General features: G+C 45.8%; 17 protein-coding genes. 3 read left to right on the top strand and 14 right to left on the bottom strand.

Going from position 1 to position 18,231, the window contains the following annotated elements; translation table 11 throughout:
- Positions 1 to 205: 205 nt before the first annotated feature.
- From QUA77_RS04820 to QUA77_RS04810, 3 genes are all read right to left on the bottom strand, one after another.
- Positions 206 to 1,381: an ATP-grasp domain-containing protein gene (locus QUA77_RS04820; RefSeq protein ID WP_333038576.1), complete on the bottom strand. Its 1,176-nt coding sequence runs from the start codon at positions 1,379 to 1,381 to the stop codon at positions 206 to 208.
- 23 nt (positions 1,382 to 1,404) lie between these two features.
- A complete protein-coding gene (locus QUA77_RS04815; RefSeq protein ID WP_333449420.1) occupies positions 1,405 to 2,466 on the bottom strand; it encodes a DMT family transporter in 1,062 nt (353 codons plus the stop codon).
- A 142-nt stretch (positions 2,467 to 2,608) separates the two neighbouring features.
- Positions 2,609 to 3,109, bottom strand: coding sequence for a thioesterase family protein (locus QUA77_RS04810; RefSeq protein ID WP_333065959.1), 501 nt, complete (start codon positions 3,107 to 3,109; stop codon positions 2,609 to 2,611).
- Between the two features lie 141 nt (positions 3,110 to 3,250).
- Here QUA77_RS04810 and QUA77_RS04805 point away from each other — a divergent pair, with 141 nt between their 5' ends.
- Entirely contained in the window at positions 3,251 to 4,102 is an 852-nt protein-coding gene (locus QUA77_RS04805; RefSeq protein ID WP_333064215.1) for a universal stress protein, read from the top strand.
- A 121-nt stretch (positions 4,103 to 4,223) separates the two neighbouring features.
- Here QUA77_RS04805 and psbM read toward each other — a convergent pair whose 3' ends face one another.
- The 10 genes from psbM to QUA77_RS04755 all read right to left on the bottom strand — a co-directional run bounded on the left by psbM (position 4,224) and on the right by QUA77_RS04755 (position 15,077).
- Positions 4,224 to 4,337: a photosystem II reaction center protein PsbM gene (gene psbM, locus QUA77_RS04800; protein ID WP_015177760.1), complete on the bottom strand. Its 114-nt coding sequence runs from the start codon at positions 4,335 to 4,337 to the stop codon at positions 4,224 to 4,226.
- Positions 4,338 to 4,632: 295 nt separating this feature from the next.
- A complete protein-coding gene (locus QUA77_RS04795) occupies positions 4,633 to 4,929 on the bottom strand; it encodes a 2Fe-2S iron-sulfur cluster-binding protein (RefSeq protein ID WP_333038569.1) in 297 nt (98 codons plus the stop codon).
- 147 nt (positions 4,930 to 5,076) lie between these two features.
- The gene (locus QUA77_RS04790) at positions 5,077 to 6,972 is read right to left on the bottom strand and encodes a TolC family protein (protein ID WP_333449419.1); all 1,896 of its coding nucleotides are present in this window, start codon (positions 6,970 to 6,972) and stop codon (positions 5,077 to 5,079) included.
- A gap of 141 nt (positions 6,973 to 7,113) precedes the next feature.
- A complete protein-coding gene (locus tag QUA77_RS04785) occupies positions 7,114 to 8,499 on the bottom strand; it encodes a TIGR03279 family radical SAM protein (RefSeq protein ID WP_333449454.1) in 1,386 nt (461 codons plus the stop codon).
- Positions 8,500 to 9,434: 935 nt separating this feature from the next.
- A complete protein-coding gene (locus QUA77_RS04780; RefSeq protein WP_333449418.1) occupies positions 9,435 to 11,993 on the bottom strand; it encodes a sigma 54-interacting transcriptional regulator in 2,559 nt (852 codons plus the stop codon).
- Between the two features lie 161 nt (positions 11,994 to 12,154).
- The gene (locus QUA77_RS04775) at positions 12,155 to 12,802 is read right to left on the bottom strand and encodes a GNAT family protein (protein ID WP_333449417.1); all 648 of its coding nucleotides are present in this window, start codon (positions 12,800 to 12,802) and stop codon (positions 12,155 to 12,157) included.
- A 129-nt stretch (positions 12,803 to 12,931) separates the two neighbouring features.
- Positions 12,932 to 13,090: a hypothetical protein gene (locus QUA77_RS04770; protein ID WP_333449416.1), complete on the bottom strand. Its 159-nt coding sequence runs from the start codon at positions 13,088 to 13,090 to the stop codon at positions 12,932 to 12,934.
- A 185-nt stretch (positions 13,091 to 13,275) separates the two neighbouring features.
- Positions 13,276 to 13,518 carry a hypothetical protein gene (locus QUA77_RS04765; RefSeq protein ID WP_333449415.1) on the bottom strand — a complete coding sequence of 81 codons (243 nt, stop codon included), beginning with the start codon at positions 13,516 to 13,518 and terminating at the stop codon, positions 13,276 to 13,278.
- Positions 13,519 to 13,578: 60 nt separating this feature from the next.
- A complete protein-coding gene (locus QUA77_RS04760) occupies positions 13,579 to 13,725 on the bottom strand; it encodes a hypothetical protein (protein WP_333449414.1) in 147 nt (48 codons plus the stop codon).
- Between the two features lie 449 nt (positions 13,726 to 14,174).
- The gene (locus QUA77_RS04755; RefSeq protein ID WP_333449413.1) at positions 14,175 to 15,077 is read right to left on the bottom strand and encodes an undecaprenyl-diphosphate phosphatase; all 903 of its coding nucleotides are present in this window, start codon (positions 15,075 to 15,077) and stop codon (positions 14,175 to 14,177) included.
- A 325-nt stretch (positions 15,078 to 15,402) separates the two neighbouring features.
- Here QUA77_RS04755 and QUA77_RS04750 point away from each other — a divergent pair, with 325 nt between their 5' ends.
- Positions 15,403 to 16,014, top strand: coding sequence for a thylakoid membrane photosystem I accumulation factor (locus QUA77_RS04750; protein ID WP_333038545.1), 612 nt, complete (start codon positions 15,403 to 15,405; stop codon positions 16,012 to 16,014).
- A 218-nt stretch (positions 16,015 to 16,232) separates the two neighbouring features.
- A complete protein-coding gene (locus tag QUA77_RS04745; RefSeq protein WP_333449411.1) occupies positions 16,233 to 17,294 on the top strand; it encodes a mannose-1-phosphate guanylyltransferase in 1,062 nt (353 codons plus the stop codon).
- A 94-nt stretch (positions 17,295 to 17,388) separates the two neighbouring features.
- On the opposite strand, the gene QUA77_RS04740 is transcribed toward QUA77_RS04745, so the two are convergent.
- Positions 17,389 to 18,105, bottom strand: a complete 717-nt coding sequence (locus QUA77_RS04740; RefSeq protein ID WP_333449410.1) for a hypothetical protein — start codon at positions 18,103 to 18,105, stop codon at positions 17,389 to 17,391.
- Positions 18,106 to 18,231: the final 126 nt, after the last annotated feature.

The following is an 18,231-nucleotide window of genomic DNA, read 5'->3' as shown; positions in this document are numbered from 1 at the left end:
TAACACTCAACCATTCAGTTTTGCGACTCCGACTCAACAGTCAACAGTCAACAGTCAAGAATCATGAGGAGTGCCACCGGAATTGATATTACTCAAAGCTATCACAACTTGCCAGCCTGTGTTCACTTGGCTAAACAATTTATATTTCTTTACAAATTCCTTTTGTTTACAGGTAAGGTGCGCCCAGCGCACCCTGCAAGTCCAATTAATGAAGCAAATCCACAATATGAGGAATAATTCCGATATGCTGAGTCAACAAATAATCCAACCTATCCGCCAGTAAACTAAAAATTAAATCGTTATAACTCATCCCGTATTCCGCCAAACCTAAAGCTACCAAACTCGTGACATTTTCCCCTGGATGTTTCAGATCCGGTTTGGGATTTGCTTCCAAAACATAAAGCGAGCCATCAGAATCACTTCGGACATCGATCCGCACCAAACTGTTCAAACTAAACTCCCAATAAATTTTTCGAGCTAACTCAATTAACTCTTGTTTTAGTTCAGGTTCGTCACCGCCCATCAACCGTCCTCGGTCGGCCGTAATCGCCTTTTGATCCATAGAAGTAAAGATGCGTTCTTCCGGTTCCAGCACCCGCTCTACAGTCGAAAAAGCAAAGGGTTTGGTATTTTTATAAAATCTGCCTTTAGCATAAGTAACATAGCCGCAGACCGCTACACAAAATTCTCGTCCCGGCAAATACTTTTCAATTAAAGCAGTATTGTGAGTGTCTCGGTGAACTTCCGAAACCGCCTGAGACAAACCCTCAATATTGTCTACAAAATGAACGTGCAGTGAAGCGCGACCGGATACTGGTTTGACAACAAACGGCCCTTGATAGTCACCAAAAGTAATGGCAAAACGCTGATGCAAATTAGGATGCAACATTCCTTGAGAAGGATGCCAAGTCATAAACGGAGCAGTTTTAATTCCGACTGATTGCAGTTCCCGCTTAAAAGCGTGTTTGTTATCTAAAGTTGAACTATTTAAAGGATTGTGACCGACATAAGGCATTCCCAACATTTCCAACAAGGCGGGAGTGTGACAAACAGGATTGTATCCCTGGACTCCGCCAGTATTCAGCCAGACTAAATGAATGTTTTGTTGTTTCAGTTGTTCCGGCAACTTCATGTCGTCAGGTATGACAAAAACTTGCTGAAAGCCAATTTCTGCTAATGCTTTAGCAATCTCGCGGGCGACGACTTCGTAACTCTTCCAACCGCGGGGATTGTGAGTTTTGTAAATCACTGATCCGGGGCGAGCGCAGTCGCCGCCGAACACCACCGCAATCCGCAATTTAGCGAACAGCACCTCCAAATATTGAGGAAGCAAACAAAAGTCATAATGCCAGCTCTTCATGCCCATTGATGTGGGAATCATTTAAGTATTTTTTCCTTTGTATTTCATTTTTTAGCGACCGAACCGCTAGATTTCCCCAAATATATTCCCGCCAAAACCACAGAAAAAGAAAACCAATTAAACAAGCTCAAACTTTCTGAAAACAGCACCCAAGCCATAATAGCCGTAATTACGGGTTCTAGCAGCAGGAAAAAAGCTACAAATTCCGAGGACAAACGACCCAGACTGTGGATAAGCAGTCCCTGACCGAAAGCTTGGCAAATCACCGCCAAAGCAATTACCGTCAGCCATCCCTGCCAAGAATAAGGGAAAACTCGATCGCCCGCAAGCAGAACCAATGGCAAAACCAATATAGTGCCAATAAAACATCGCCATATCAATATATTTGTGGCCGGAAACTTGGTTCGCAAATGTTCTGAAATTAGCAGATTTCCTGCATAAAACATCGCCGATAAAAGAGCAGCAATGTCGCCTGCAAAATTGTCTCTCGCAGCTTGTAAATCATCCATTCCGATCGCAATTGCGCCGCACAAAGCTACCGCCAGTCCCACCAAAAACCTGTTGTCAAAGCGCCGCCCCAACAGGAGCCATCCCCCCAAAGTAGTAAATAAAGGAGTTAAGTTTCGCAGTACAGTAGAATTAGCGACATTAGTCTGACTCAGTGACCAGGCCCAGAAAACCACAGAAGCAGAAGAAACCACCCCTACCGCTGTTAACAGCATCACATCCTGCAGAGTGTAGTTCGATCGCTCTTCAACTTCAGCCCCAGACATTCGGCGACGCGCAACACCCGCACCATTCCATAGTCCAAATACTACAGTTGCTATCCACAAACGGTTAAAAACAGTAGCATTCGGGCTGATTTCCCGTTCGCTCAACCTAATAAAAATCGCCGCCAGCGACACCGCTAGCAGCGCCGCTGACAGCGAAACGATCGCCCAAATTTTGCCTTGACTTTCAGCTAATTCACCGTTTTTTAAACTGTCCGGCTTTCCCAAAACAATAGTTTGGTCTTCAGTTGTTAAGGCAGAGTTTAACTCGGTTTTTTCCAAAATATTGTGCTGAAGTTCAATATTTGGCTCTGGCAATTCCAGTTTTTTTGACATTCTTAAGAGTTCCAATGAAGGCAAAAGGCACTTGTGTAGGGTGCGTGACCAAAGAATATTTTGGTGGCGAAGGGAATAACTCAAAAGTCACGCACTCTACTTACTAGGGCTGCAAAAACTATTTTTTATAGTTAACAGCAGCTTAGGTTGAAGGTTTAACAGAAAGCCTTGTCAAAGCCTCCTTTAGTGCCGGTGGCAATTGCCGGATAATCTTGTTCTTGTCGCGATCGACACCAACCAAAGTTACCTGTGCTGTCACATATAACTCCTGAGTATCAGCCGATCGAATTTCGTAATCCCAAAGCAGCCGCACACCCTCGGTAGCAGCGATCCGCGTTCTGACTGCTACAGATTGACCCATTTGTACAGCCCGGTGGTAGCGCAGCGAAAGTTCCACCACGGGCAATTCTAAACCCTGCGCCACCCAGTCTGCATACTCGATGCCGAGAGAGCGCAAACTTTCCACCCTAGCTTCCTCCATCCAAGCAATATAAGTCCCGTGCCAAACCACACCGCTGTAGTCAGTATGGTGAGGATACACTCGCACCAAATATTCAAACCAGCCCTCAGAGTCCATCCCGCGCCGATTTTGAATAGCACCAGCCGGTGCGAGTTCTGGTTGAGTTCGATCGTTCTCTAACACTTTACAAATCGTTCCAAAACGCTACATTTCTACAAATCATAAGACAAACTTCAGGCTTATGCTTGACAGTAAGAAACTAGAGTACCAACGCCCTAGTTTAACGTCGCACAAGAAAACTCAACTGTTTTTACCGCCAAAACCATGATAGAAAAAATTTTAGTAGCCGTAGCCGGTCGCGGCTTGTGCGAAGAGATGTTTAATATGTTGATGGACATCCCTTCCTTGCAACAAACCTCTGTCACCGTCTTGCACGTCGTGCCGCCCCAAGTAACCTCCGATGGCATGGCTGAGAAATTGGAAGAAGGAGGAAAGATTTTAGCACAAGCAGTCCAGTCTTTGAAAATAGATCCCAGCAGAGTCAATCCTCGGCTCAAACAGGGAGACCCGAAAACCACAGTTTGCCAAGTCGCAGAAGAAGAACAATCCGACTTAGTAATTATGGGTTCCCGGGGACTCGGACGGCTGCAATCGATTTTGGAAAACTCCGTCAGCCAGTACGTTTTCCAGCTAACATCTCGACCGATGCTGTTAGTCAAAGACGACATTTACGTCAAAAAAATCAAGCGCGTCATGGTAGCGGTAGACAAATCAGAAGCTGCCAAACAGTCATTGCAGCTTGCGCTATCTTTGGTCAAAGAAGTCAGTGGCGGAGAGATAATTTTAGTACACGTCACCAAAGATTTGACGGGAAAAGCCAGCGAAGATTTAACAGCAAGTGCTGAAAAAGACCCCGTATTAGCTCCGGCAGTAGCGCTAACCAAACAAATGGGAGTTAGCTACCGCTGCGTGAGTGCTACAGGCAAGCCAGGGGAAGAAATTTGTCGGATTGCAGACGACTTGAATGCCGACTTGTTGGTAATCGGTTCCCCGGATCGGCGCCCCAGCGTTGCCAAAAACTTTGTGGATATCGATCGACTCCTGGGAAATTCGCTATCAGACTACGTGCGAGTTTATGCCAACTGTCCCGTCTTGCTAGCCCGCACAGTAGGCTAGAATCTCATCGTTAAGAGTTAGCAGCTAAAACTCAACAGTTAATAAAAAAAGCGCCTCAGCAAAAAGCTGTTGGCGCTTTTTTTTGCAAGCAGCTTGCGCCTGACAGAAATAGCAGCAGTTGCTAATCTTTTCTACCTTGACGGCTAGCTGTTTGAATGTACAGAATGATTAGAAAAACACTGGGAACCAATACAAACAGAATGGTTGCCACAAACCCTAAATCGTTAACTTCCATGAAGACGCTCGCCTCTATCGGAAAATAGAAAAACACACACAACTAGGATATCACTCAAAGGCAAAAGGCAAACTCGAAGACAGAAGAAGAGCTGACGGACAAGCGTCGAAACCCGCTTTCTGCCTGGATGCCTTCCTGCCCAATCTCTTATTTGTCCTAGAAACCAAGTTTCTTTTCCTAGGCGAGCAAAAGGCGTGATTATACAGTGAAATAGGAAAAAAAACACAATTTTTGCCTTCTGCATTTTTCTTTCCTTCTCCATCTCTGGCCTCTCTAGCCTTCTGCCTTCTGAAACTCACGGTTTAGTCTTCACGCTCACCTGGCCATTGACCATAGCTTGACAAGCCAACCGATAGTTTTCGGGCTTTTTCTTGAGCTTGCGGTTCTCAAAGTCAGTGCGGGGCGACAGATTTTCACTGCCCTCGACAATTTCCACAATGCAGGTGCCGCATTGACCGTAGCCCCCGCAATTCATCATCTTTCCCGAAAATGTGTACAAATCGATGCGGTTCTCTAGAGCTTTGAGCCTCAAATTGGCTCCGTCTGCTGCGATGACTTCCTGATTTTCCTTCACAAACTTGATATTGGCCATTGCCGATTCCTTAACGCAGTTGACATCGAACTCTATTACAAAATATTAACTAATGTGTCCAACGTTTAATACCCGATGTCTAATTGCCTTTGTGATTAAAGGACGCGCGTGCGTAGCTATCCGGTAGGGAATCGCCCCAACCCAATCTCAAGGAGCATCCGAGAGGTTATTAGTCGGAAGATTGCTCACAGCCCGCTGGAGAGACGAAAGCCCCAGGTTGTAGGTGACAATTGCCGACAATCGGTTTCTCTCAGCCCTAGTCAAATCAGTTTCCGCCTGAATCACATCCGTCTGAGTACCCACACCAGCTTGAAACCGCAGTCTCGCCAAACGCAAAGCTTCCCTCGACTGCAAAACCCCCGCCTCAGAAGTTTCGATATTCTCAAAACTCGACTCTAAGCCAAAATAAGCTTGTTCGACTTCCCGGCGCACCTGATTGCGGAGTTGGTCAAATCGACTTTCGGCGATCGTAATATCCGCATCCCGCTGTTTCACCCTGGCGTTTGCCGCGCCCCCATCGAAGATACTCCAAGTCAAACTCGCCCGGATCGAATAACCATCGGCCCAGCCGCGAGAAGTATAGGGATCGGGGTTATCAGGGTCTTGTCCCAGTACGTTGTAACTACCCCCAACACTGAGTTGAGGCAAACGCCCCGCCTGAATCGATCGCCTCTGCTGCTTGCTGATATCCCTCTGCACCAACTGCTGTTCCAACTCGGGGCGATTCTTAAAAGCCTGCACAATACTCTCTTCCAAAGACAGCCTCCAAGAGCCCGCTTGCTCTACCGGATCAGCCGCTGTCAAGTTCGCCGACTGGCTGATATTCAAAATCTCAGCCAGACGCCGCTGGGCAACTCGCTGATCGCGACGAGCAACTGACAGTTGTTGCACTTCGTTAGCCAAATTTGCCTGAGCCTGCAACACAGCAAACCGGGTTCCCACCCCTGCCCGTTCCAAAGCTTCGGCATCCCGCAAACTTTGCTGGGCATTTCTCACCGAAGCTTGGCGGATAGCAACTTGTCCGTCGGAGTTTTGCAAGTTGTAGTAAGCCTCAGCAGTATCGAAGCGGAGTTCCTCGGCTTGGCGTTCCACATCCAGTTCCCGAAGGCGCAACTGTTCCTCTGCCGCGCGGATGTTAGCCCGCCGCCTTCCGAACAAATCGATGTCATAGCTCAACTGCAAAGTGCTGTTGAGACTGTTGCTGCCGAAATTTGTGCCGGCTTGCTCGGCGGGCTGCCCGGTTCGGTTAGCCACAGCGTTGAGGCGGCGCTGCCCAGCCCGGATTCCGAGTTCTCCGCCTGCACTCACAGAACGGCTGGCGTCCATTTGAAAATTCAGGTCTGGATAAAGAGCAGCTTGCTGTTCGCGCAATGCTGCTCTGCTTTGTTCCACTTGCTGTCCGGCGATTTGCAAAACTTGGCTGTTGCGGCGGGCTAGGTCGATCGCCTGCTGCAAGGTAATTGACTCAGTTTGCTCGATCCTCACATCCTCCGGGTTTGTCGGAAACAGTAGCGGATTCGGGTTGGGTTCCAGGGAAGCCGGAGGCTTGGTGTCTAGAATGCCCCTCGGAGGCACAGGGGGGAAACTTTCGTTGGGAGTGCCCCGGAGAATAGGTACCGGGGCACTGGGCACAGGAATATTGTTGGGAGGGTTCGGGGAAGGCTGCTGAGCGTCTTTCGGTTCCAACCCTCTTAGAGGTGTCGAACCGCCCTGAGACAGAGTTGATGGGGAAGCCGGAGCAGCCTGTTGAGGCTTTGATGCTTGCTCGGGCCCGGTTGGGGTAGTTGATGCGATCTTGGCTCCCCCTTGCTGCTGAGACTCGGAGGTTTGAGGATTAAGGGCGATCGACTGTTCGGCCTCTGATGCGGATTCTGCCGCTGTGTTCGAGGTCGATCGAACATTCTGCCCTAATTCGAGCTGATTGCTAAGGGCCACACTGTCCTGAGATTGAGCCGGAGGCTGTGCTGAAGCACTCTGTGCGGCGTTGCTGAAAGTAATTGCAGCGCCCACTCCGACTACGATGATTTGACGAAAAACACGCATAATTTTTTAATTACTCTGCAATCCTAGAGACAATTTTAGAGCAAGATTGAGGTCTCAAGTTTCTAGTCTGTAGCCTGAACTCGACGGTTACAAGTCACAATTACCATACTCATCTTAACTTTTGAATGTTCGATTCAAAATTTAGAATTTAACTTCAGCATTTGCCAGACAGATCGCCGCCGAGATTAGTTCCTCTACTCCGCTCACCGGCAAAATCCGGGTTTTCAGCGAGCTGGCGAGCTGTTCCAGGGTCATGTCGTCTAGAAAACGCGGTTCCCCCTGTTTTAGCATCACCGACGGCAGCAGGATGCCATCTCCCAAGTCTCGCCCCTGCAAAGCTTCGAGTAAATCTTGCCCGGTGAGCAAACCCGTAACAGTGATGGTTTGTCCCCAGTAGTGGCTGCACAGTGCTGCCATGTTGACGGACAAGCCGGGAATTTGGTTTAGTTGTTGTACGATCGGTTCAAAAGCTTTTTCTACAGCATTCCCCACCACCCAAACTAACTTGCGCTCTGGCTCGACTTGCATCGGTTGCAGCTTCTCAAAAGCCGTTTCAAACTGCTGGATAAACTGGCGGATCGAACCGACACCGTTACCGATTTGCGGATAATCTTCGTAATCGGCAGCCGACGGCAAATCTAAACCAGCTATTAAAAACCACTCGTCAGCCAGCCAAATGCACCGCGATTTTGAATTCTGCTTTTTAGCTTTTCCGCTACCTTTTCCTTGACTCAAAATCACTTGAATTTTCTGCACTTGTTCGATTACTTCTCGCGCTTTTTCCGCAGTTACTGCGATTAGTTCATCTTCTGGAGGGCGAAAGCGAGTTAAACCCACCGGCACGACAGCCACCGATGCTACAGCCGGCATATTTCCGGTATGGAATTTTGCCAAATCTAACAAAGTGCGTTCTAAATGTTCGCCATCATTAATACCGGGACAAACAACTACTTGAGCGTGAATTTGCAAGCGGCGTTCTTGAAACCATTTGATTTGTTCGAGAATCTTCCCAGCGCGGAGATTTTTTAACAGCCTAATTCGCACTTCCGGTTCAGTAGCGTGTACGGAAACATAGAGAGGAGAAAGCCGCATTTGTTCGATTCTGTCCCACTCTTTTTGAGTCAGATTTGTCAGAGTGAGATAGCTGCCGTAAAGAAAGCTGAGGCGGTAGTCATCATCTTTGAGATACAAAGTTTCGCGCTTTCCTGGAGGCTGCTGGTCGATAAAGCAAAAAGGGCAGCGGTTGTTGCACTGAATTAGTCCATCGAAGAGGGCGGTTTCAAATTCCACTCCCAAGTCTTCGTCATACTCTTTTTCTATTTCTAATTTGTGAGTTTTGCCTTTGGCATCTAAAACTTCTAGTTCGAGAAATTCATCGGCGCACAGGAATTGATAGTCAATTAAATCGCGGGGTTTTTGACCGTTTACGGCGACGATTGAGTCTCCGGGTTCAAATCCCATTTCAGCGCAGATGCTGTCGGGGATAACTTTGGTGATTAGGGCTGGTTTAATAGATGATTCGCTCATAATTTCGGGATTATTTTTTGGGTTAGATTGAGTTTTTACATAGCTTTTTGAGGCTTTCATGTGTAAATATAATCCTCGTACTATCTTCCATTCACCTGTTTCAATTATACAGGTTTAGTTTAGTTTAAAATGCTGAAGGAGAGTAAGAAGTGGTTTACATACATCAGCGACTTGCGGTCTTCTAGATTAGATCATGTATTGTACAGCATCTGCGACACAATTATAAGTTAGCTTGAAAAAATCAATGGTAGAGCTATGAATGATTAAATCGACCTTTACTGTAAGCGGCTCATTCCTGGTTTATCGAGCGAGCCACTGAATGCTATTTCCAATGTGTCTTTCATTATTGCAGCATGAGCTATTTGGCAATTAGCTCAGCGACACCACAAAATATCACTTGGTATTTGGATACTGATTGCTTTAGACACCAGTATTAATATCGGAAGTTTCCTGTTTCATACATTTGCAACGCGATGGGCAAATTTACTAGATGTGATTCCTCTTCGCCTCTTTCAGATTTGTTTTATATGGCTTTACAGTCATCGGGTAGTTAGGATGAATTAAGGATATGCAGGAGTATTACTTGCAGTATTCTTTTTTATTAGCGATTTTAGCAAGCAATTTACAAATCTTCTCAATAGTTCTATTTCGTATGCTCCTGCATTTTTGGTTTTGCTCGGACTAGGACTGTATCACTATCCACAGCAAAAGCGCGTACCATTCATTCTATTAGCAGCAATAGGTTTATTCCTATTAGCCCTTGCATTCCGTACTCTCGATCGGGCAATTGACCCTTTCTTTTTAACTGATACTCATTTCCTCTGGAATCTTTGTAATGGTGTTTTGCTGTACCTGTCAGCAAGAAACCTGCTCTGAAATTGGTCAGAGCGAGTAAAAAATTAAAACTCAAAGTAAGATATAGCGCATACTCACTCTCAGGTTCCTACGATCGCATACCACAAACTCAGCATCAGGCACAAACTCGCTAAATGTTGTGGAATCAAAGATTTAATCGAGCGCTTGGCAATTTTTTGAGTCACAAATATTGTAACTAATAATGATACAATCAAAGTGAAACCTTGCAAGAAACTAATCACCGCTGGATCGCCGATAAAACTCGGTAAATCGTCTCTAATTTGTCCGAAAGTGGCAAAAGCTACGGGAATCACTCGACCGCCTTCCTGCAAACCCAATCGCCAATAGTGAGCCAAACTACCGCCCCAGACTAAGGGCAAATAACCGTAGGCGCTAGAGACAAATGAGAGGGGTTTGTAGGTTGTAAATGGCATGGCTTCTGCTTGTCCCAATCGATAAATTGCCTGCATGATTGCGTAGGCAATTAGGGGAATCATCGGCGGGATAATTAACACTGCGATCGACAGTCCTAAATGAGGTAAAAATTGCTCTAAATTGATGCCCAGCCCCAACCAGCTATTTATCTCCGGCAAGCGATGCAGATAAATACCGCCTAATAATAGAAATAACAGGGCAACTTCATAACTGTGAGGAACGTGGGTAGTCCATAATTCAATGCCAGGAGGGCGCAGATTTAATTCTACCGATCGATGCGGACAAGCTTTCAAGCAAGTCATACACAACACGCAATCTTTATTATCGGTTAATTGGGCGGGATGGGAATAAATCGGACAGCCATTAGTAGTTAATCCTTCCCCCAAGCCGGGGCCGCCTTTGTAACATTGGTAGGTGCTGCATTCCGCCGCGCAGGTTCCTTGTTGGGCGCGAAGTTCGATAATTGAGAGTTTAGCAAATAATCCATTCATTCCCCCGATCGGGCATAAATAACGACACCAAAATCGCCTCTCGAAGATTAGGGAAAAAATTACCGCCCCGGCGGTGATGAGCAACAACAAACAACTGGATAAATAGGCGGTATTTTCTAAATTCCACAACTCTTCCCACAGAAATATCAGAGTAAATAGTCCAAATAGAAGCCAGCCACCCCATTTCTCGGCTTGTTGGCGCGGCCATTTATTGAGAGTTCGAGGGAAAATTTTCAGGGATAGTTTTTGGACGATTTCCCCATAAATCATAAAAGGGCAAAAAGCACACCACAATCGTCCGATGATGGGAAATAATAATAAAATTAACGGCCACCACCACGCCCAAAAGATATTTAGGGCAAAATTATGTTGTCGATCTTGGGGAGCAACAAACAGGATAATTACCACCAATGCAAACACCCAGGTGGTAAACCAATAATTCACGCGATCTGGATACCAATCGCTCCGTAAAAATTGCCGAAATTTTGGATAAATATTTAATAAATTCAGCCGAAACTTTTGTTTCTTCGCTGCCTGGGCCCAAAACACTTCTTCCGTTAATACCTGACTCCCCTGTGCTTGAACTAAGGCGCGATCGACCATTCCCTGCAATTCCTGCAAATTCCCTGGAAAATCGTAGGCTTGTAAGCGGCGAATTGCTTCCGGTGTAACTTGGGGCTTGACTAATTTCTTTTTGCGACCAATGATATTGAGATAATAGTTAACCTGTGCTTCTAAATCTGTTTTTCGCACCCGCAAGGATGGGACTTTAATCTTATGTTGAGTCAGCTTATCTAGCTTGGGCTGCACAATTTCTGAGATTAAAATTATCCGGGCATTACTAGAACGCGGTGGTGGTGGTATTTGTCCTTCCTTGACAACTAGCCTGTAGGTTCCATCGGTTAATAATTGCTGAATTTGGGGGCATAATTGAGCGGGTAATTCTTGCACGTCATTTAAAATTAACGTCCCTTCCCCCAACCATTCCAACAGCCCCGGTTTGCCGCCCAACCGCCCGAATAATTCCGCTCCATTAGCCTGAAGTAAAGCACTTTTAATTTGAATAATTGGCTCGTTGCGGCGATGGGAACCGAAATGAATTAAAGCAGCTAAATTATCCTTTTCTAAACCAGGTTCGCCCGAGATTAATACCGATCGGCTGTCACTCGATGCCGTGCGAATTTGTTGGCGCAATTTCACTGCATAACGACTATTGCCAATGACTCCCCGTTTCGCCCTAGGTACTAGATAGCTGCGGAGGGCATTTTGACGCTCTCGTTCGTAGGCAATTTCTGCTTCTAGCTGCTCTAATTTCGTCGCCAAACGTTGAGCGTAGGCTTCGGCGATCCGTGGATATCTTTCTAACAAAGCACGCCAGCGATCGGCACTAATTACCCAAAATTGACATTCTGTCCGAGTTATAATTCGGCTATCTGCAGGTTGCGATCGCTGGAGGGCAGATAAATTGACGATCGCCCCCGGCAACAAACTACTCGCCCACATTAATCCCGGTTGTTTGCTGCGGTAGCGATCGGCTTGTCCCCGTTCTAAAATATAGAGATTAGTGACAGGCGTATCCTCAATTACCACTCGAAATCCGGCGGGAAAAGTTGCCATTTCCATTTCACCCGCGATCGCCTGTAAAATCTCGCGGGATAATATGCCTAATTCGGTGCTCGATTCGAGCCAGTTAACTAATGTTTCGGTAGACATCGCTTAGCGTCGGCGAAAGCCGAATCGTGATAGTTGGTGTAGCATATAACAGATTCCAAGTTTATGAAGCACACCCCAGAAACCCGGTTTCTCTGTACCAATAGCTGAAAACTGCTATATATTATAGTGCCAGAACTCCTCATCATAATTCCAAGTTAACCTCAGCCATTGTTGAGTTCCATCAACGAGAGTTTTTCGTTTGAGTAAAGCCACTTTTCAAAATTCACTTTACAGCGTCCCCACTCCTTGTCTGTCATTGCAAACCAATCAGTATCCCTATTTCTGCCACGCACAATCATATGTTGTCGGAAACGCCCTTCATAGAGAAATCCCATTCTGGCGGCCGTAGTTCGGCTAGCATGATTAAGTGCATCGCATTTCCACTCAACTCTACGGTATGAATGGCCGTCAAAAAGATGCTGAAGTAATAAAAACTGTGACTCTGTATTAACTTTACTTTTATGTACAGCAGGGCTAAACCACACATGACCGATTTCTGCTCGACTGTGATTGGGAACGATCGCTAGTAATGCGACAATCCCCACTTGAGTATTACTGGAGTTTTCAAAGACTGTCCAAGTCAAAGGATCGGACTTACCAATCATTTCTGTTTCCATCCAGTATTGCATGGCAGAGGGACTTTCAAACGGACCATAGAACAGATAGTTCCACACCGCTTGCTTTTCAGGAGTGCCATGCGAGAGCGAATAGAGTTCACCTACATCTCTTGTTGGAACGAGGGGCTTCAGCGTGACAAATTGACCCTTGAGTTGGATATATTCTGGTGGTTGCCAATTCTGTTGCTGCATAATTTTTTATCGTCGATCTACAGCATTTCTTAGCAAGAATTTACTGCTCGATTATAGATTACAATGAAACTGTCTAACGGCAAAGGTTAGTAGTTGCCAATAACCTACGCATGACTTCCGCAAGCAGAATTAACTTTCAAATTGCCAATTGACGGGTTGCCAATCAAATCCACCCCGATCGCGCGATCGCAAATGTCCGATACCCGCATACAGAAAATGATAGGCAAACATTAACGTGCGATCGCCTACAATTTTTTCCAGTAGGGCTTGGCGGGTAGTTGCAGCCATCTCTCGATCGGCATCACAACTTAGCTTCCAGTGTGGGTTCCATAAATTAATCCTATTAATTTTAACCGTAACTGAGTCATTAAGTTGATTATATCAGTTCACCATCTTTAATCTTGGTCTTATTTTCAATAGACTCAAAAAATTGCGAAATCTGTTCAGTAGATATGATGTGATAAACAATTTTGCTACTTCGCGCCCGATCGATATATTCGCGATATCATTGGAATTAAATATTTGTGAGACAACCAAAGCACGCGGTAACCGATCATCGAACCCTTGAATATTGGACTATTTTCTCGCCAGCCTTCGGGCGGATTAAAGTAAGCCGAGATCATTCGTTTAGTCACCCACCAGAAATGCACGTATAGCGTTAGATCGACATAAACCAGAGTATCCGCCTCATCAAGTCGCAGCCAGACGGTTTCCATGCAACCAAACCCGTCAATAATCCATCTGTCAGTCTGCCAAATTTCCTGATGGGCGCGCTTCTAGTCTTCCTGTGACACCTCAACGCCGCCCGATCGATATTTAATCTTGTCCAAGACGTAAAGCGGCAACCCAGTGATGTCGGATAATCTCTTGCTGAGAGTTGATTTACCGCCTCCAGGGTTGCCAAATACTGCTACTTTTTTCACAGCCACTCTCCTTTTAGCATTACCGAAATTAATAGGATACAAGCCCCATCCTTAGCTTGACGGCTTTTCTATACTACAATAATTACGTAAAGTTTTTCCACGTCAATGATACTTTTAGAGTTTAAGGCTAAGGCAAAAACAACTCAATACGCTGCCGACGAAGCGATTAAAACCGCTCAGTTTGTCCGCAACAAATGTGTCCGTTTTTGGATGGGCAACCGAGGTGTGGAACAAAAAGATATGTATCGTCACAATACAGCGTTGAGAGCCGAATATCCCTTTGTCAAAGCCTTAAACTCTCATGCTTGTCAAGTTGCACCTCTTACGGCATATATAGGGCAAAAAAGTGTGAGTAAGGTGCGAGGGCGAGCGATTGCTTTCTTACCCATTACCGGACATAACTCACCGCCCTTGAGAAGGGCTATAATTAGGTTCAAGTCAGTCCTATTTTATATATTTCGCACTGCCCCACCTGCGAGCGCCGTTAAAATGGCTACGCCAAAAGCTAGCCGATACAATACAAATATCCACGTCTTTTGAGTTTGCAGGAACTTCATTAGCCAGGCGATCGACAAATAAGAAAACACCAATGCCGAAATCGTTCCCACTATCAAAGCTGCAACTCCAGCATCGCCGATTCCTTGTGCCAAATCACCCTTTAATTCCACTAATCCAGCCAGAGTAATTGCGGGAATTCCCAATAAAAAAGAAAACCGCGCGGCGGCAGGTCTTTCTAATCCCATGAACAATCCTGCTGTTAGAGTGGAACCCGATCGCGAACACCCCGGAATCAATGCGATTGCTTGAGCTAATCCCATCAAAATACCGTCTTGAACAGTTAACTTTTCAAAAGTGCGATTGCGCTTGCCAATTTTTTCTGCTGTTGCTAAAAGTAGCGACATGACTATCGAAGCAATGGCGATGCTGGCCAAACTCCTGAGCGGCGACTTGTCAAAACCTGGAACCAATGCCTTGATTAGCAGCCCAAAAAAGGCTAGAGGTATTGTTCCCAAAACAAATCCCAGCGCCAGTTGAAACTCTTGCGATTTGTAGTCGCGCCGCACCACAGCATCTACAGCACCCAAAGTTATAGTTGTCAAGTCTTTCCAGAAATACCAAAGCACTGCGACAATACTGCCCAACTGAATTACAGCAGTATAAGCAACCCCCGGATCGCCCCATCCCAGGGCGATCGGCACTACCTTTAAATGAGCGCTGCTGCTGATGGGCAAAAACTCTGTTAATCCTTGTACAATTCCTAAAACAATCGCCTGCACCAGATTGATGTTAGCAGGCCCGGAAACCTCAGCAGCGGGCGTTTGGGCGAGGAGTGCGTCAAGCAAAGCTATCATTAGTTGTGAATTCCCAGTTGTCGGTTTCTAGTAATCAGTTTAATTTAAGATCATGCAGCGTTCTGGGAAGCTAGAAGCCCACCCCACCACAAATAAATTTTATTGTGGCGCGGACTGGAACTGTCCGCCCCTGAAAAGTCGATGATCGCAAATAGTGATCTTCGGCCTGTAGAATCGCCTTGTCGATCGCAAGTATCAGCAATTTATGATCATCGAGCCGAAACTACTTTAACCTACTCAACAACATTTGCCTACATTTTGCTGATAGACTTAGGAAAGTTTTTGCATCTGATTTCGCTTTCGTTACAGCAACTGCCCACAACCTATGATATTTCCTGAGAACAAAAATTCAATTGTTACTGCTGCTTCTGGCATCCGCTGGCTGAGGCGAATCTTGTCAGCCAGTCTTGTAACAGTAGCGATCACACTTAGCTTCATACTGCTAAGCGGCACGGCGCCAGCTTTAGCAACTCTTACCGACGATCGCTTTGACGGTACAATCTTTGCCCTCTACGCCGGCAACGGTTCCCTAGTTCCTCCTAAAGTCAAGATAGCAGATTCTTTCAAACGCCATAAACCCGTACTGTTAGTTTTTTACACTGATGACAGCAGCGACTCCAAGCAATACGCGATCGTCGTCTCTCAACTCCAGGAATTTTACGGCCGCGAAGCCGATTTTATGCCCATAACAATTGACTCCTTGCCTCCGCAACCGTCACCAGAAATCACCGAACCGAGCCATTATTACGAAGGTTTCGTACCTCAAACTGTCATCCTAGACCAATCGGGGAAAGTAGTTTTTAATGAGAAAGGACAAATACCATTTGAACAGGTAGATGATGCTTTTCGGAAAGTATTTGACTTGCTGCCCAGAGAAAAATCTATCCCGCTCAAACGCCGTGTCGTGAACGAACTCAATATCGAATTGTCGAAGTAATAGGTAATGGTAATTGCTGGTCGCTATAGCAATTTTCAAGGATTCCTTAACGAGAGTTTTGTTGTTTTATATTGGGTAAGGTACGCAATGCGCGCCCTACATTTAGGGTGATACAGTCAACAGTCAACAGTCTATCATCATTGTGCCTCAGTAATTATTTACAAACACCATCTCGGGTATCAGGGCAAAATGGACGTGAACTATTTAAACTTTAAACAATGAGTAGAACCTTAATTCCTGTGATTCTGGCCGGTGGTAAAGGCGAACGTTTTTGGCCGCTGAGCCGCAAGCAGCGGCCCAAGCAGTTTTTGAGTCTCGACGGTAGCGGCAAGAGTTTGCTGCAGGCTACTGCGGAAAGACTTTTGGAATTAGGTAACGGTTGGGAGGATTTGTGGGTGGTAACGTCGGAAATGTTGGCGGCGGGGGTTCGCGAACAGTTGCCACTGTTACCACCGGAGAATTTGCTGGCGGAACCGGAGGGCCGCGATACTGCGCCAGCGGTGGCCTGGACTGCTATAGAAACTGCGAAGCGTTACGGTGAGGATGCGGTTGTTGGTTTTTTCCCGGCGGATCACTGGATTGGGGAACCACAGGAGTTTATCAAGACTTTGGAGGCGGCTGCAGAGTTGGCGAAAAATCAGGATGCGATCGCCACTTTGGGAGTCAAGCCGAGTTATGCTTCGACTGGTTACGGCTACATCGAACAAGGCGAGGAAATTGGCAGTTTTGGGGGTTTTCCGGCTTATCGGGTGGCCAGGTTTACGGAAAAGCCCGATCGCACCACTGCTGAAGAATTTGTCGCCAGCGGCAAGTTTAGTTGGAACGGGGGCATTTTTGTATTTCGCGCCGGAACAGTCTTGACAGAATTGCGAAATCATGTACCGGAAATGATGGCTGCTTTGGAAGCAAAAGGCGCACAGGCTTACTCGGAATTAGCCAAAATAAGCATCGATTACGCACTGATGGAAAAGACGCAAAAAGCCTGTGTTCTGCCCGTAGGCTTTAGCTGGGATGATTTGGGTGATTGGAATGCGATCGGCCGTTTGCTGCAAGGAGACAAACCGAATGTCGAGTTAGCAAAACACGTCGGGATTGACACCAAAGGCGGCATTTTCTATGCAGCCGATGAGAACGAGGTGATTGTCACCATTGGTTTAGAAGATGTGGTAGTTGTCAGAGATGGCAACGTGACTTTGATTGTGAAAAAAGATAGGACGCAGGAGATTAAACAGGTAATTAAGGTGTTGGGAGAAGATGACAAGTTGAAAGATTTGTTGTGATCTAAGTACGGCACAGATTGGGCAGGCGAATACAAAGGATTAATCACTCTTGATCCAGAATTTCGTTTTTTAATCTGTGTCGTACTTTACTATTCTACTTTTGTTGTTCGCACTTCCACAGAAGCCATTTTTGTAGCAGAGTCATAATTAAAGCCTTTGCTTCTGATAGTGGCATAGGTTCTTTGGGTGGATCGTTCTGGTTCTGATCGACACCATGCCGTGCATCATCACCAATTGCGCTTTGACTATTAGCAGTATGCGTGAATTGGCTAATCTTATTTTTAGTCCACTGTTCAATCTTTTTTTTACCAGCATCTTTCTTGACAATTTCATAAACTTTGTAAAGATTAATCCAGTTAGGTTCAAACTCCGTAATTAGTCTGAAAACATTTTTAACTATCTCGTCTTCTTCTGCCAGCTTCATCCAGGATTCAAACTCTGAAATAGGGATTATATCTTGACCGCCTTCTAGTTGGATAGAAACAGAACAACTTGAACCCACGTTAATTGTGGCTGAAAGCGCACGCCGCCCATGACGCTTACCTTCTTCGTCAACTTCGTAGATCATATCAGGCTTAAGAAGTGGAAAATCTGTAAATTGAATCCTTGCAACAGCACTTATATGTTGAAGAGGTTTAGTAGCTTCCCAATATACATCAGACTCATTCGTTAGTGATTCCCAGCGCGAAGAAGTTAGGTAATATTTACTCTTCTCTGTGATTAAGCTAAATTCATCAGATGAACGCAGCAAGTTCGACAAATTGTCAAAATCAGACTTTTTAACATCTTCTAGTAAAACTAGCCATTTCATTGAAAAAACCTCCTAATCTTCTGGCTTTTTTGCGATCTAAAGAGGAGAGACAATCGCCAATGGTGGCATTGCCTCTCCTCTATTCTGCCTGGAACTTTATTTTTTCCCAAGTCCCCAACTATTAAC

Origin of the sequence: Microcoleus sp. K5-D4 (assembly GCF_036704575.1) — a bacterium.
Taxonomy (GTDB): domain Bacteria; phylum Cyanobacteriota; class Cyanobacteriia; order Cyanobacteriales; family Microcoleaceae; genus Microcoleus.
The sequence above is the reverse complement of the archived record's forward strand: the minus strand, read 5'-3'. Positions and strand labels throughout refer to the sequence as shown.